The 14,860-nt window shown below is 46.5% G+C and carries 11 protein-coding genes and 1 other annotated feature; of the genes, 10 read left to right on the forward strand and 1 reads right to left on the reverse strand.

Going from position 1 to position 14,860, the window contains the following annotated elements; all coding sequences use genetic code 11:
* On the forward strand, positions 1 to 1,027 hold a 1,027-nt coding region (locus NOM01_RS13340), incomplete at its 5' end, for an N-acetylglucosaminidase (RefSeq protein WP_255748999.1).
* A 77-nt stretch (positions 1,028 to 1,104) separates the two neighbouring features.
* Here the strand turns inward: NOM01_RS13340 and bacA are convergent.
* A complete protein-coding gene (gene bacA, locus NOM01_RS13345; protein WP_255749000.1) occupies positions 1,105 to 1,908 on the reverse strand; it encodes an undecaprenyl-diphosphate phosphatase in 804 nt (267 codons plus the stop codon).
* 272 nt (positions 1,909 to 2,180) lie between these two features.
* Positions 2,181 to 2,416 (forward strand) — a binding site (T-box leader).
* A gap of 137 nt (positions 2,417 to 2,553) precedes the next feature.
* Here bacA and argC point away from each other — a divergent pair.
* Genes argC through argH form a run of 9 tightly spaced genes read left to right on the forward strand, consistent with a single transcriptional unit; the run spans position 2,554 to position 14,763 of the window.
* The gene (argC, locus tag NOM01_RS13350; RefSeq protein WP_255749001.1) at positions 2,554 to 3,591 is read left to right on the forward strand and encodes an N-acetyl-gamma-glutamyl-phosphate reductase; all 1,038 of its coding nucleotides are present in this window, start codon (positions 2,554 to 2,556) and stop codon (positions 3,589 to 3,591) included.
* Between the two features lie 13 nt (positions 3,592 to 3,604).
* Positions 3,605 to 4,828 carry a bifunctional ornithine acetyltransferase/N-acetylglutamate synthase gene (gene argJ / locus NOM01_RS13355; RefSeq protein ID WP_255749002.1) on the forward strand — a complete coding sequence of 408 codons (1,224 nt, stop codon included), beginning with the start codon at positions 3,605 to 3,607 and terminating at the stop codon, positions 4,826 to 4,828.
* Between the two features lie 27 nt (positions 4,829 to 4,855).
* A complete protein-coding gene (gene argB, locus NOM01_RS13360) occupies positions 4,856 to 5,659 on the forward strand; it encodes an acetylglutamate kinase (RefSeq protein WP_255749003.1) in 804 nt (267 codons plus the stop codon).
* Complete coding sequence (locus NOM01_RS13365) at positions 5,652 to 6,848, forward strand: aspartate aminotransferase family protein (protein ID WP_255749004.1); 1,197 nt, start codon at positions 5,652 to 5,654, stop codon at positions 6,846 to 6,848. Before argB ends, NOM01_RS13365 begins: the two co-directional genes overlap by 8 nt.
* Before the next feature lie 17 nt (positions 6,849 to 6,865).
* Entirely contained in the window at positions 6,866 to 7,954 is a 1,089-nt protein-coding gene (locus NOM01_RS13370) for a carbamoyl phosphate synthase small subunit (RefSeq protein WP_255749058.1), read from the forward strand.
* On the forward strand, positions 7,938 to 11,174 hold the full coding sequence (carB, locus tag NOM01_RS13375) for a carbamoyl-phosphate synthase (glutamine-hydrolyzing) large subunit (RefSeq protein WP_255749006.1): 3,237 nt from the start codon (positions 7,938 to 7,940) through the stop codon (positions 11,172 to 11,174). The genes NOM01_RS13370 and carB overlap by 17 nt, the downstream gene beginning before the upstream one ends.
* 5 nt (positions 11,175 to 11,179) lie before the next feature.
* A complete protein-coding gene (argF, locus tag NOM01_RS13380) occupies positions 11,180 to 12,139 on the forward strand; it encodes an ornithine carbamoyltransferase (protein ID WP_255749007.1) in 960 nt (319 codons plus the stop codon).
* Between the two features lie 31 nt (positions 12,140 to 12,170).
* A complete protein-coding gene (locus NOM01_RS13385) occupies positions 12,171 to 13,418 on the forward strand; it encodes an argininosuccinate synthase (RefSeq protein WP_255749008.1) in 1,248 nt (415 codons plus the stop codon).
* On the forward strand, positions 13,375 to 14,763 hold the full coding sequence (argH, locus tag NOM01_RS13390) for an argininosuccinate lyase (protein WP_255749009.1): 1,389 nt from the start codon (positions 13,375 to 13,377) through the stop codon (positions 14,761 to 14,763). The genes NOM01_RS13385 and argH overlap by 44 nt, the downstream gene beginning before the upstream one ends.
* Positions 14,764 to 14,860: the final 97 nt, after the last annotated feature.

Consider the following 14,860-nt stretch of genomic DNA (forward strand, 5'->3'; position numbering starts at 1 on the left):
AACAAGTGGAGACTGGCTGAAGGTCAACTATGCCGGAGGAACGGCATATGTATCCGGCGATTATGTACAAAAGCCTGATAGTGCCTCGGATAACTCCGGCAACTCGGATTCGTCAGGTACACAAACAACAGAAACCAGTGGGTTAATCACTACTGGAGTAAATTTCCGTCAAGGACCGGGAACATCATATAAGAGCTATGAAGTATTAAAGGCAGGAACACTTGTTGAAATACTTGCTGATGCTCCTGACGGATGGGTTAAGGTCAGTTATAACGGTCAAGACGGTTATGTATACGGGGACTATGTAAAAAAAGAAACAACAACAACCATTCAAGACGGTAATGCTGCATATATCACAACAAATTATTCAATTTCATTCGGTCAGGCACTGGCGGAAGAACAGAATGTAAACAGCAGTTCTTCTCTGGCTCAATACTTAAACCCGAAGAATTTTTCAAAGGGAAGTATAGAATATTACCAATTCTTACAGCTTTCCTCATTGGCCAATATTTCGCTTAGTGATATGAACACGATGCTGAAGGGCAAGGGGATTTTGGCCGGACAAGGTGCGGCTTTTATAAATGCGGCAAATGAGAGCAAAGTAAACGAGGTATATCTTGTTTCCCACGCGCTGCTTGAGACAGGAAACGGTAGTTCGACACTTGCTAATGGCGTCAACTATAATGGTACGACGGTCTATAATATGTTCGGCATCGGCGCTTACGACGGAAGTGCGGTGAACAGTGGAGCAAAGTATGCTTACGAACAAGGCTGGACAACGCCTGAAAAGGCAATCAAAGGCGGGGCTGCTTGGATCGCAAAATATTACGTTTATAATGCTACCTACCGCCAGGATACATTGTACAAAATGCGCTGGAATCCGGAAGCACTTGTTATGGGCAGTGCTGCTCATCAATATGCGACCGACGTCGCCTGGGCTGTGAAACAGACGCCAATGATCGATACATTGTACAGTGTGGTTTCTAAATATAACTTGATTTTTGATATTCCGGAATATGCGAACTAATCGATTGAAAAATAAAAAGGGCCGGAGAGATTTCTCTCCGGCTCTTTTTATACACTTAAGAAGATAATAGATAGTTATTAGAAGATCAGATAAAGCGCAAAAACCGCTGCGAGAATAAAACGATAAACGGCAAACGGTACAAGGGTAAAGCGGCGCAATAATTTAAGGAAAAAGACAATGGCGAGCATGGCTACAATAAATGCCGTAACAAAACCGACTACAAAGAGCGGAATGTCGCTGACATGCAGAAAATCGAGACTTTTGTAGAAGTCGTAGCCGCTTGCGCCGATCATCATCGGAACAGCAAGAATAAATGAAAATTCAGCCGCGGTTTTCCGTTCAACGCCTGCAATAAGTCCTCCGGCGATAGTTGATCCGGAACGGGAAAATCCGGACCAGAGCGACAAGCATTGGAACAGGCCGATGACAAAGGCCTGTCCATAGGACAATTCCTTTGTGCCTGCTCCTCCGCGATTTGCGGCGATTCGTTCAGCAATGATCATCAGGATGCCGCCGACAACAAGTGCAATTAATACACTTTGAGGCGAGAAAAGAACATTTTTAATAAAATCGCGCAAAAGCACGCCGAGGATGATGGCCGGAATGCCTGCGACAATGATGTGTAAAAGATTCAGATGTTCAGGGCCGTTCTTCGGTTCGTTCCGATAAAAACCGAAGAGACTCCACAGTCTTTTCCAGTAGAGGACAACCACAGCCATAATTGACCCAAGCTGAATAATGACTTCAAATGTTTTTGCGGTATCCCCATTAAAGTGAAGCAAGTCAGCCACGAGGATTAAGTGTCCTGTTGACGAAACCGGAGCAAATTCAGTCAATCCCTCAACGGCACCAAGAATAACCGCGATTAATAAATGAATCAAGAAGTTCACCAACCTTAAATAAGGAGTATTTTCGTTATTGAACAAGCTTTTTCATTATAGCATATTCACATTTCGCCACCCTAGATTCATCATTGGGGGCCGAAGAATAAACTATAAAAATTTTTTACTTCTATAGAGGAATGCTGCTGAATATATTGTTTGAGTAATCAGCTGCATTTTTATTTAATTAAAATTAAAATAAGGGTTGACTTATTAGTTGAGCAATGTATAATAAGTATCACACAAGTTAGAAATAACTAAAAATTGCTTATTGAAAATCGGTGAAGAAGAGAGTAACAGTAGAGCAATGCTTAAGCGAGCCGGGTTGGTGAGAGCCGGTGCAAGTAATACTGCGAACCGCACTTCGGAGATGACGGTCTGAATCACAGGTAGGATTGTCCGGGAACTCCCGTTACAGAGTCTCAAGCAGATTCCCTTTTTTGAACATTTTAATTTGGGAATAATCAGAGTGGTACCGCGGGCATAGTGATCAACGCTCGTCTCTTTTCAAATGAAAAGAGGCGGGCGTTTTTAATTTTCCGCAGAAAACATCTTTTGGGGATCAGTACTACTCTTTTGATTTAACTATCTGAAGTGTTAATGAGACACCGAACGAAAATATAACAAATTATTGGAGGCTTTCAGGTGAAGGCAGGTATTGTTGGGGCGAACGGGTACAGCGGCGTTGAATTGATCCGTTTGCTTCTGAATCATCCGCAAATCAAATTGGAGATGCTGGTTGCGCATACAACCGCGGGCACGGATATCCAGAGCATCTATCCTCATCTTGACGGTATTATTGAAAGAACATTGGAGGATTTTGATGCGGATGAGTTGGCGGCCAGGGTTGATGCTGTTTTCTTTGCAACGCCCGCCGGCATCAGCAAAGATCTGCTTCCCGAATGCTTGAAACGCGGTCTGATCTGTATCGATCTTTCCGGCGATTATCGCTTGAAAAATCCGCAGGACTATGCGGAATGGTATCATTTGGATCCTGCTGATCAGACATTGCTGAATGACGCAGTGTATGGACTGGCGGAGATTAACCGAAGGCAGATCGAGGGCGCAACCTTCATTTCAAATCCCGGATGCTATCCAACTGCTGCGTTGCTTGGCCTTGCACCGGTGCTGAAAAATGATGTGATCGATTTGACATCCATTATTATTGACGGAAAATCAGGAGTTTCCGGATCGGGAAAGAAAGCGGCGCTTGGCAATTTGTTTTGCGAAGTCAATGAGAACGTGAGGGCTTACAAGCTGGGTCAGCACCAGCACACACCGGAAATTGAACAGATGATCGCGCAGGAGAGCGGAGAACAGACCGCAATAACTTTTACCACTCATCTGATTCCGATGACACGCGGATTGATGTGCACGACGTATGCGAACTTGAAACAAGGCTTCTCAACACGAGAGCTGCTGGAACACTACGAAAATTATTACGAAAAATCGCCTTTTGTTCGGATCAGGCCCATTGGAACTTGGCCGGCTACAAAAGAAGTACTCGGCTCAAATTATTGCGACATTGGATTACATGTCGATGGCAGGACGAGGCGACTCACCATTGTTTCCGTCATCGACAATGTCGTCAAGGGCGCAGCCGGTCAGGCGGTCCAGAATTTGAATATTATCAAGGGCTGGGATGAACAGACAGGACTAGGGTTCACTCCGATCTATCCGTGAGAGGGCGAGATTAGTGGAAAAAACATATAATCAAACAGCAATTATTCCTATAGAAAACGGCAGTGTCGGGTCGCCCAAGGGCTTTCTTGCTGGAGGACAGAATATCGGACTCCGAATCGGCAGGCCGGATATGGGTTGGATTTATTCAGAGACTCCGGCCTCCGCGGCAGGGGTTTATACGACGAACGTGTTTCAAGCAGCACCACTGCAAGTGACACAGGATAGTATTGCTGAAGAAAAGAAACTTCAGGCGATTTTAGTGAATACGGTGAGTGCGAACTCATGCACAGGCCAAGAAGGCACTGACAATGCTTATACAACAAGAAAGTGGATGGCGGAGCACCTAAGCATCGCCGATCACCTCGTAGGTGTTGCTTCAACAGGTGTTATCGGCATGCAGCTTCCGATGGAAAAGATGGAAAAAGGCATTGCGGCCATTGAACTCGATGATGTGAAGGCACCTTTTGAAGAAGCGATTCTCACGACGGATACGAAGCCGAAGCATCTGGCTGTTCAAGTCGAAATTGATGGCAAAACAGTAACCATCGGCGGCGCGTGCAAGGGTTCAGGCATGATACACCCGAACATGGCGACAATGCTCGGATTTGTCACAACAGATGCCGCTGTTGCTCCTGATTCTCTCAGTCTTGCGCTGAAATCAGTGATTAATAAATCATTCAATTGCATTACCGTCGACGGTGATACAAGTACCAACGATATGGTCCTGCTTCTGGCAAATGGGCAAGCTGAAAATCAGTTGTTGAGTGAGCAGCATCCGGAATGGCAAACCTTCTTGAATGGACTGGAAATTGTCTGTCAAGGTCTTGCAAAGTTCATTGCCGGCGATGGCGAGGGAGCGACAAAGCTGATCGAAGTTCAAGTGAGCGGAGCTAAAGATGATCATTCCGCTGAAGTGATCAGTAAATCAATTGTCGGTTCGAGCCTTGTAAAGACAGCGGTATTCGGAAGTGATGCGAATTGGGGCAGAGTTGTTTGTGCCATGGGATACAGCGGAGAACGCTTCGATCCAAGTAAAGTGTCAATGGCGCTTGGCGACATAACTCTCTTTAAGAATGGTGTTCCGATTGACTTTGATGAGGAAAAAGCAAAGAACTATTTAGATGGTAACACCATTGTGATTAAAACAATCCTTGGCGAGGGGAACGGTCACGCGGTTGCCTGGGGCTGTGATTTAACTTATGACTACGTGAAAATAAACGCTTCTTATCGTTCGTGAGAAAAAGATGATGTCAGGAGGACAACAATGAACCGTTATCTGGTGATTAAATGTGGAGGAAGCGTCTTTGATAAACTGACTCCGGCCTTTTTTAACAGCATACAGGCGATTCAGGCAGAAGGCGAGTGGCTGCCGGTCATCGTACATGGCGGCGGTCCGGCAATTTCACAGATGCTGGAGAAAATGGCTATTCCGACTGTTTTTCACCACGGGCTTCGTGTGACAACTCAGGAAGTGCTTGACGTAGCGGAGATGGTGCTCAGCGGGACGATGAATAAACAAATTGTTTCCAAGATCAGCGCGTCCGGCGGTAAGGCATTTGGACTAAGCGGCATTGATGGCGGATTGTTTCATGCAAAGCCGCTTGCACTTTCCAAACTCGGCTATGTCGGTGAAATTACGGCTGTTGATCCGTCCGTGATTACCAATTTGTGCGGTCAAGGTTATATTCCTGTCATCTCTCCTATATCCATGGACGATAAGGGACAGCATTACAATATCAACGCTGATCAAGCGGCTGCGGCCATTGCTGCGACACTTAATGGAAAATTGTGCTTCATCAGTGATGTTCCTGGGATTCTTGTTGAAAAGGATGGAGAACTGACACGGCTGAAGCAGGTCTCCGATCTGGAAATTGAACGGTTGATTGAACTGAAGAAAATCAGCGGCGGCATGATTCCAAAAGCGAAGGCAGCAGTGGACAGTTTAAAGAAAAACGTTCAGGAAGTTGTCATTGTGAACGGTATGATGCCGGAATGTCTGGTTGATTATACTAAGGGCATTGAAGTCGGGACAAAAATTTTCCTTGAGGAGGAAGTACTCCATGCTTAACACAAAATCAGAAGAAACAATCGCGCCGGTTATGGCTGCATACGGACGCTTTCCAATAACTATTGAAAAAGGCAAGGGCAGTTATGTTTGGGACAGTGAAGGAACAAAATACTTGGATTTTACAGCCGGTATCGCAGTACTAGCACTTGGTCATGTACCGGATTCAGTAGAAGCAGCTTTGAAAAAGCAACTCGATACCCTTTGGCATTGTTCCAATTTGTATCATATTGGACCACAAGAGAAGCTTGCGAAAATGCTGACGGATCTCACATGCTGTGATCAAGTTTTCTTTGGGAACAGCGGGGCAGAAGCGAACGAAGGAGCCATTAAATTGGCGCGCCGGTACGCGAACTTAGTCCTGCATAAACCGGAGGGGCATATTGTTACCTTTGATCATTCCTTCCACGGCAGGACACTCGCAACAATGGCAGCAACGGCACAGGAAAAAATACACAACGGTTTTGGCTCTCTTGTTCCCGGATTTAAATACCTTCCTTATAATGATGCAGCAGATATCGAGGCTATCGCAGCTGATGAAGAATGTATTGCTGTCATGCTGGAAATGGTTCAAGGCGAAGGCGGAGTGATTCCCGCAGATAAAGTTTGGGTGCAGAAGCTCGCATCTGTGTGCAAGGAAAAAGGTATCCCAATGATTGTCGATGAAGTACAGTCGGGCATGGGCAGAACCGGTACGCTTTTTGCTTATGAGCAATATGGCATTGAACCGGACATTCTGACAGTAGCCAAAGCACTTGGTTCTGGGATCCCAATCGGCGCTTTCCTAGCAAAAAAACATATTTCCCAATTGCTGACACCGGGAACTCATGGATCGACATTCGGAGGCAATCCGTTCTCGACCGCAGCAGGGGTAGCTACCATTGAAGCATTTGAAAAACAAAATGTGATTGCGCAATGTGTGAAGAATGCAGATTATTTAAATCAAAAATTGAACGACCTTAAAGAAAAATACGCAAATCAATTAATCGATGTTCGAGGCCTGGGATTGTTAATCGGTGTTGAGACCACGGCACCCGCTATTGACATTGTCAACCAATTGAGAGAAAAACACCAAGTGCTGATCTTGACAGCCGGCAAGCATGTGCTGCGCATTTTGCCTCCGCTCGTCACGAATGAAACAGAAATTGATACATTTATTGCAGCACTTGACGATGTATTAAAGGAAAAATAATTAGGAGGCTGCTGATGATGAAAAAAGGATACTTGCTTCTGGAGTCGGGCCAATTATTCTCAGGCGTGCGCGTTGGCGCTCCTTCCTCAGTGATGGGCGAACTTGTCTTCAACACCAGCATGACCGGATACCAGGAAATCATGACCGATCCGTCTTATGCAGGTCAAATCATGACCTTTTGCTATCCTCTGATTGGGAATTACGGGGTCAATGCGAAAGATAATGAAAACGCCAAGATTCAAATGCAAGGCGTGCTTTTCAGTAATCTTTGCGAACTGCCAAGTCATTATCAATCAATTAAAACGGTAGATCAATGGTTAAAGCAGTCAGATGTGCCGGGTCTTGCCAACATAGACACGCGTGCTGTTGTCAAGGCAGTGCGCAAGAGCGGTACGATGAAGGCGATCATCAGCGATTCTCCTGATTTTTCACTGATCGATTGGAGTCAACCGCTGGATCAGGATATGGTTGCCAAGGTTTCTGCTAAGACAATGACCACCTATGAGGGAAAAGGGCCACATGTTGTTCTGATTGATTATGGATATAAGAAGTCAATGCTGAAGGCACTGCTCGATGAAGGCTGCAAGGTAACGGTTGTTCCTTATAACACCAACTCAGACGCTGTTGCTGCGTTGCATCCCGATGGTGTCATGCTCAGCAACGGCCCTGGGGACCCGATCCAGCTGCAGCCGCTGTTCGGCGAAATTAAAAAAATAGCATCTGCCTATCCGACTTTGGGCATCTGCCTTGGTCATCAGCTGATTGCACTTGCTTACGGAGCGAAAACTGGCAAATTGCTTTTCGGTCATCGCGGTGCCAACCATCCGGTCAAAGAATTAACCACCGGAAAAGTGTGGATGACCTCGCAAAATCATAGTTATGTGGTTGAAAAAGACAGCATCGATACGGAACAATTTTCGATCAGCTATCTTAATGTAAACGATCAATCAGTAGAAGGATTAAGCCATAATGACCTTCCGATTGAAACGGTTCAATTTCATCCGGAAGCCCATCCGGGTCCGGACGATACACATCCGATTTTCTTGAACTTTATGAATATGATTAAACAGAACAAAGGTGAAGTGACTCATGCCGTTACGTACTGACATTAAAAAAGTGCTTGTCATAGGTTCCGGCCCGATCGTGATTGGTCAGGCGGCTGAATTCGATTATGCCGGTACGCAGGCCTGCCTTGCTCTCAAAGAAGAGGGCATTGAGGTTGTCCTCATTAACAATAATCCGGCGACGATCATGACCGACGACCAGATTGCCGACCGAACCTATATCGAGCCTTTAACCATTGAAACAATAGAAAAAATTCTTATAAAAGAACGCCCTGACGGGATCATTGGCACACTGGGCGGACAAACCGGTCTAAACCTTGCTGTTGCTCTTTATGAGCAAGGAGTTCTGGAAAAATATGGTGTTGAGCTTCTTGGTACATCCGTTGATTCAATTCAGCATGGAGAGGATCGGGAGTTATTCAAGGATCTGATGCTTGAAATCAAGGAACCGATTCCCGATTCCAAAATTATTCGCTCTTATGAAGATGGTTTAGCCTTTATAAAGGAAGTCGGATATCCGGTCATCATTCGGCCGGCCTATACCCTCGGCGGATCCGGCGGAGGCTTTGCCTACAACGAAAAAGAATTAAATTTGGTCCTCCATCGAGGGTTAAAGCTCAGTCCGATTCACGAAGTCCTGATCGAGAAAAGCATCAAGGGTTGGAAAGAAATTGAGTATGAGGTCATGCGTGACGCAAACGATACATGCATTATCGTTTGCAACATGGAAAACATGGATCCCGTGGGTGTGCATACCGGAGACAGTATTGTAGTAGCACCTTCGCAGACCTTGTCTGATGTGCAGTACCAAATGCTCCGCAACGCATCGTTAAAAATCATTCGTGCTTTGAAGATTGTCGGAGGGTGCAACATTCAGTTCGCACTCAACCCGGCATCAGATGAATATGCCATTATTGAAGTTAATCCGCGTGTGAGCCGTTCATCAGCGCTTGCGTCCAAAGCGACCGGTTATCCGATCGCCCGTGTCGCCGCCAAATGTGCGATCGGTTTCTGTCTTGATGAAATTTTAAATCCGATTACGGGTACGACCTATGCATCCTTTGAACCGGCAATTGATTATATAGTCGTTAAAATTCCACGTTTTCCATTCGATAAATTTACGGAAGCTGACCGGAGTCTTGGAACACAGATGAAAGCGACCGGAGAAGTCATGGCTATTGACCGCACCTTTGAAGGCGCGCTGAATAAGGGCGTTCGTTCCATGGAAATGGGCTTTACCGGACTTGAAAGCAAGATGCTCGCTGCACAGCCGGACGATGTTCTGGAAGATCATTTGAAAAATACGACCGATTTGCGTCTGTTCGCAATCAGTGAACTGTTTCGAAGAGGGCGTACGGTTGCGGACGTTCATCAGGCAACCGAAATTGATTATTGGTTTCTCAACGCAATCTTTGGAATTGTTGCCTTTGAGAAAATGATCAAAGGAAAAAGCTTAGCGGAGTTATCCGATGCACAAATCGAACATGCGAAATGGATGAATATTGGTAATCAGCGGCTGGCTCAACTGCTCAATAGCTCTCTGAACGACATCGATGCTCGCGTTCGTGCCGCCGGTCTCGCTCCTTCCTATCATCTTGTTGATACGTGTGCGGGGGAATTCGAAGCCCAAACGCCTTATTATTATTCGACTTGGTTTGGTGCTGATGAGGCACCTGCAAGTGATAAGCCGAAAATTCTAATCATCGGTTCGGGTCCGATTCGTATCGGACAGGGGATTGAGTTCGATTATTGTTCCGTTCAGGCGACAATGGCAGTGAAGAAGAACGGTTTTGAAGCCATTGTGATTAACAACAACCCTGAAACCGTCAGCACCGATTATTCCATCGCCGATCGGTTATACTTCGAGCCGTTGGCAATTGAAGATATTTTGCATGTTGCGGAGAAGGAAAAGGTTCAAGGCGCGCTCGTTCAATTCGGCGGACAGACGGCAGTGAATGTAGCAAAGGCACTGGAACAAGCAGGAATCAAGGTGCTCGGCACGTCCACCGAGAGCATTGATCGAGTTGAAGATCGTGAACAATTTTATGAGCTTCTGCACTCGCTTGGTATTCCACATATTCAAGGCCGTACCGTTCATTGTCTTGAAGATTTGCCGGTCGCAGGAGAGAAACTCGGTTATCCGATTCTTGTTCGTCCGTCCTACGTCATTGGCGGTCAATCGATGTTCTTATTCCATCATCCTGAAGAACTTGATGCCTATATAAACAGTGAACGAAATCTGAATGAGCAATCTTTTCCTTTACTAGTTGACCGCTACATGCCGGGTATTGAATGCGAGGTGGATGCGATCAGCGACGGAGATGTGACCGCAATTCCGGGCATCTTTCAGCACATTGAACGTGCAGGCGTTCATTCAGGTGACAGCATTGCTGTATTTCCATCGTTCAGTCTTGATCAAGCAGCAAAGGATGAGATTGAAGAGGATACGCGCAAAATATGCCGCGCCTTGAATGTGAAGGGTTTGATCAACATTCAGTTTGTGATTGCCTCCGGAAAGGTGTTTGTTCTCGAGGTGAACCCGCGTGCTTCGCGAACAGTTCCAATCATCAGCAAAGTAACGGGAATGTCAATGGTTGAAAAGGCGGTAGGCGTTCAGCTCGGAAAAAGCCTGCCGGAACAAAATCTCAATGACGGCTACTGTCCTCGCCCGGGCTTTTATGCAGTAAAAGCGCCTGTATTTTCCTTCACGAAGCTGAAGGGTGTTGACCCTGTGCTCGGTCCGGAAATGAAATCGACAGGCGAGCAGCTCGGCTTGGGACAGTCTGTATCCGAGGCCTTTATGAAAGGTGTTTATCTGAATAAATCAAATCCGTTTTCAGCGATGTCGAAGAAGAAAGCAGTATTTTGCTCGATCACTTCAAATCAGAGAGACGAGAGCTTGAAACTCATCAAGAAGCTTGTAAAATTGGGATTCGACATTTTGGCAACACCGGGCACGGCGGATGAGTACACAAAAGCGGGTATTCCAGCGACAAGGGTGAACGAAGAAGAGGCTGACGTGGCTGCTCAAATGGCGAGTGGAAAAATTGCTGCCGTGTTCAACATTCCGACGGCGGGGCGCAACAGGAAGTCCTTTGGTTTCAAGATCAGAGAACTCGCGCTGCGCTATCAAGTGCCTGTGTATACATGTGTTGATACGCTTGAAGCGACGCTCTCATCAGCTAAGGGAGAACCTTCACCGGACGTGCACACATTGAATGAATATCGAGATTTAAGCTATATGACGAATAAAGGGAAGTGACTCATTTGACAAGTGAAACGGCATCAACATTACAAGGCAGAGATTTTCTAACCATTGCCGAATTTACGGAAGACGAGCTGAAAACGTTCTTACAGACGGCTGTTGCTCTGAAGGCAATGCAAAAGCAAGGCGTTACACACCATTTCTTAGAAGGACAGACGCTTGCAATGATTTTCGAGAAAGCATCGACTCGGACGCGCGTCGCATTCGAAGTAGGTATGTACCACCTCGGCGGTTCTGCGCTATACTTGAGCAGCAAGGATATCCAAATCGGTCGAGGCGAAACGATCGCTGATACGGCGAAAGTGCTCTCACGATTTGTCGATGGTATTATGATTCGTACGTTTGGCCACGAAGTGGTTGAGGAATTGGCGGCGAACGCTGATGTTCCGGTTATTAACGGCCTCACGGATACGCATCATCCGACACAGGTCATTGCCGATTTGTTGACCATTTTCGAGCACAAAGGCAAGCTTGGCGGCTTAAAAGCATGCTTCATCGGCGATGGCTATAACAATATGGCGCATTCACTGATGGAAGGCGCCGCGGCAGTCAGCATGGACATGACGGTCGCCAGTCCTGAAGGCTACGAGCCTGATGCGGCGATTCTCGAAGCCGCGAAAGCAAGAGGAGCGAAGAATGGTTGCACCATTGCATTCACCAATTCGCCTCAAGAGGCGGCTGAAGGCTGCGATGTCGTGATCACCGATACATGGCTGAGCATGGGCGATGAAGATGAAAAGGAAAAGCGACTGCATGATTTTCAAGGGTTCCAAGTTGACGATGCACTTGTCGCTTTAGCAAAACCGGATCATATCTTCATGCATTGTCTGCCTGCTCACCGCGGTGAAGAGGTCACGGAAAGCGTGATTGACGGTGCCCATTCCGTTGTGTTTGATGAAGCGGAAAACCGTCTGCACGCACATAAAGCAATTCTGAAATGCTTGATGGAAAAGAACGCATAAAAAACATACTCATTCTCAGGAGGGTTCACTAATGGCAAAAGAAAAAATCGTTTTAGCATATTCCGGCGGTCTTGATACTTCGGTCTGCATTAAGTATCTGCAAGACAAGTACAATTACGATGTTATCGCACTCAGCATTGATGTCGGCGAAGAAGGCAAAGACCTAGATAAAGTGAAGCAAAAGGCACTGGATGTCGGCGCAATCAAATCGTATGTCGTTGACGCAAAAGAATTGCTTGCTGAAGGATACCTTGCTCCGGCTCTCCAAGCAAACGCATTGTACGAGGGCGTTTACCCGCTTTCTTCAGGACTTTCACGTCCACTTATCGGCAAGTTGCTCGTTGACGTAGCACATAAAGAAGGCGCGACGGCAGTTGCCCATGGCTGCACCGGAAAAGGAAACGATCAAGTCCGCTTTGAAGTAGCCATTCAAGCGCTTGATCCTTCACTTAAAGTCGTCGCTCCGGTTCGTGAATGGGGCATGACGCGTGACGAGGAAATCAAATACGCAGCTAAGCATGGTATTCCGATTCCGGTAGATCTCGACAACCCATTCTCGATTGACGCGAATATTTGGGGACGCGCGTGCGAAGCCGGCGTTTTGGAAAACCCATGGAACGAAGCACCTGAAGAAGCGTTCGCTTGGACGAATCCGATCGAAAAAACTCCGGATGTACCGGAATATGTAGAAATCGAATTTGAAAAAGGTCTTCCGGTTGCTTTAAACGGAGTTAAAAAACCATTTATTGAAATTATTAAAGAACTGAACGCGCTTGGCGGACTTCACGGAGTCGGACGAATTGATCATATTGAAAACCGTCTTGTAGGCATCAAGTCGCGGGAAGTTTATGAAAATCCGGCTGCACTCATTCTGATCAATGCCCATCAGGGGCTTGAAACCATTACACTGACCAAGGAAGTTTCTAAGTTCAAGCCGTTGATCGACAAAGAAATTTCTCAAGTGATCTATGACGGTCTCTGGTACTCACCGATCCGGGAAGCACTGATGGCTTTTGTTAAGCAGACTCAGGAAGTCGTTACCGGGAAAGTTCGCGTGAAATTATTCAAGGGGAATCATGTTGTCGTCGGACGTGCATCGGAAAACAGCTTGTACAATGAAAAGTTAGCGACCTATACAACGGGCGACGCTTTTGATCACAACGCAGCCGTAGGTTTCATCAAGCTGTGGGGACTCCCGACCAAAGTGAATGCAGAAGTGCATAAGGAGGCAGATCATGGCGAAGCTGTGGGGCGGCCGGTTTACGAAGTCAACCAATAAACTGGTTGATGAATACACCGCGTCTATTTCTTACGATCAAGAACTAGCGAAAGAAGATATCGAGGGCAGTTTAGCACATGTCCAAATGCTCGGTGAATGCGGCGTTGTCACAGAAGAAGAGGCAAAGACCATTCAACAGGGGCTTCGAACCATTCTGAAAAAGATAGAGAACGGTGAAGCACATTTTTCGACAGACATGGAAGATATTCACATGAACATCGAGAAGATGCTCATTGATGAAATCGGCGCGGTCGGAGGCAAGCTCCATACCGGACGCAGCCGGAACGACCAGGTCGCAACGGATATGCATCTGTACATGCGGAAGAAGACTCAGGTTCTGATCGACTTGCTCGAAGATGTGCAATTTGCCCTTCTTGAGCAAGCTAAGATCAATGTGGACACGATCCTTCCCGGATATACACATCTTCAGCGTGCGCAGCCGATCTCCTTTGCCCACCACTTGCTCGCCTATTTTTGGATGTTTGAGCGGGATAAAGGGCGGTTGCGGGACAGTGTAAAGCGCATTAACATTTTACCGCTTGGCGCCGGTGCGTTGGCGGGAACAACCTTTCCGATCAATCGCCGTCGCGTTGCCGAACTGCTTGATTTCGATGATGTTTACCCGAACAGCATGGATGCCGTCAGCGACCGTGACTTTGTCGTCGAAGCACTTGCAGACTGCTCGCTGATCATGGTTCATCTCTCACGCTTGTCTGAAGAAATGGTGCTTTGGAGCAGCCAGGAATTCCAGTTTATTGAATTGGACGATGCATTTTGCACAGGTTCCAGCATCATGCCGCAGAAGAAAAATCCGGATGTATCCGAACTGCTGCGCGGTAAAACCGGACGCGTGTTTGGACATTTGGTCGGCTTGCTGACCGTGCTCAAGGGTCTTCCGCTTGCCTACAACAAAGACATGCAGGAAGATAAAGAAGGCATTTTCGACACCGTAAAAACGTTGGAAGGGGCGCTGAAATTACTTGCCCCAATCCTTGAAACGATGACGGTCAAGAAAGACCGGATGCGTCACGCTGTTGAAAAAGACTATTCAAATGCTACCGATATTGCAGATTACTTGGCAAAAAAAGGATTGCCGTTCCGTGATGCACATGCAGTCACCGGAAAAATGGTCCTTTATGCCATTGAAAATAAAAAGTATTTGCTTGATCTTAATCTGGAAGAGTACAAGCAATTCAGTCCTCTTTTTGAAGAGGATATCTTTACGGCTTTGCTCCCTGAAAATGTGATGCGTGCCCGGGAAAGTGAAGGCGGCACCGCGCCGCACCAAATTGAGAAACAATTGAAACTTGCGGAAACAAGACTGCATCAGAATGGATCATTCTGATCGGCTGTTTCATATAATCCTTGAGAATACCATAAAAGGTATTCTTACGCATAAGGTTTATTACCCCCTAAATTAGCTTATTATTTTAACTTGAAGC

The sequence above is a fragment of the Sporolactobacillus sp. STSJ-5 genome (assembly GCF_024385605.1).
Lineage (GTDB): Bacteria > Bacillota > Bacilli > Bacillales > Sporolactobacillaceae > Sporolactobacillus.

Excerpts from the sequence above, each read along its gene's own strand:
- argB (WP_255749003.1), top strand. The coding sequence starts at position 4,856 with ATGAACCGTTATCTGGTGATTAAATGTGGAGGAAGCGTCTTTGATAAA.
- NOM01_RS13365 (WP_255749004.1), top strand. The coding sequence starts at position 5,652 with ATGCTTAACACAAAATCAGAAGAAACAATCGCGCCGGTTATGGCTGCA.
- NOM01_RS13370 (WP_255749058.1), top strand. The coding sequence starts at position 6,866 with ATGAAAAAAGGATACTTGCTTCTGGAGTCGGGCCAATTATTCTCAGGC.
- carB (WP_255749006.1), top strand. The coding sequence starts at position 7,938 with ATGCCGTTACGTACTGACATTAAAAAAGTGCTTGTCATAGGTTCCGGC.
- NOM01_RS13385 (WP_255749008.1), top strand. The coding sequence starts at position 12,171 with ATGGCAAAAGAAAAAATCGTTTTAGCATATTCCGGCGGTCTTGATACT.
- argH (WP_255749009.1), top strand. The coding sequence starts at position 13,375 with ATGGCGAAGCTGTGGGGCGGCCGGTTTACGAAGTCAACCAATAAACTG.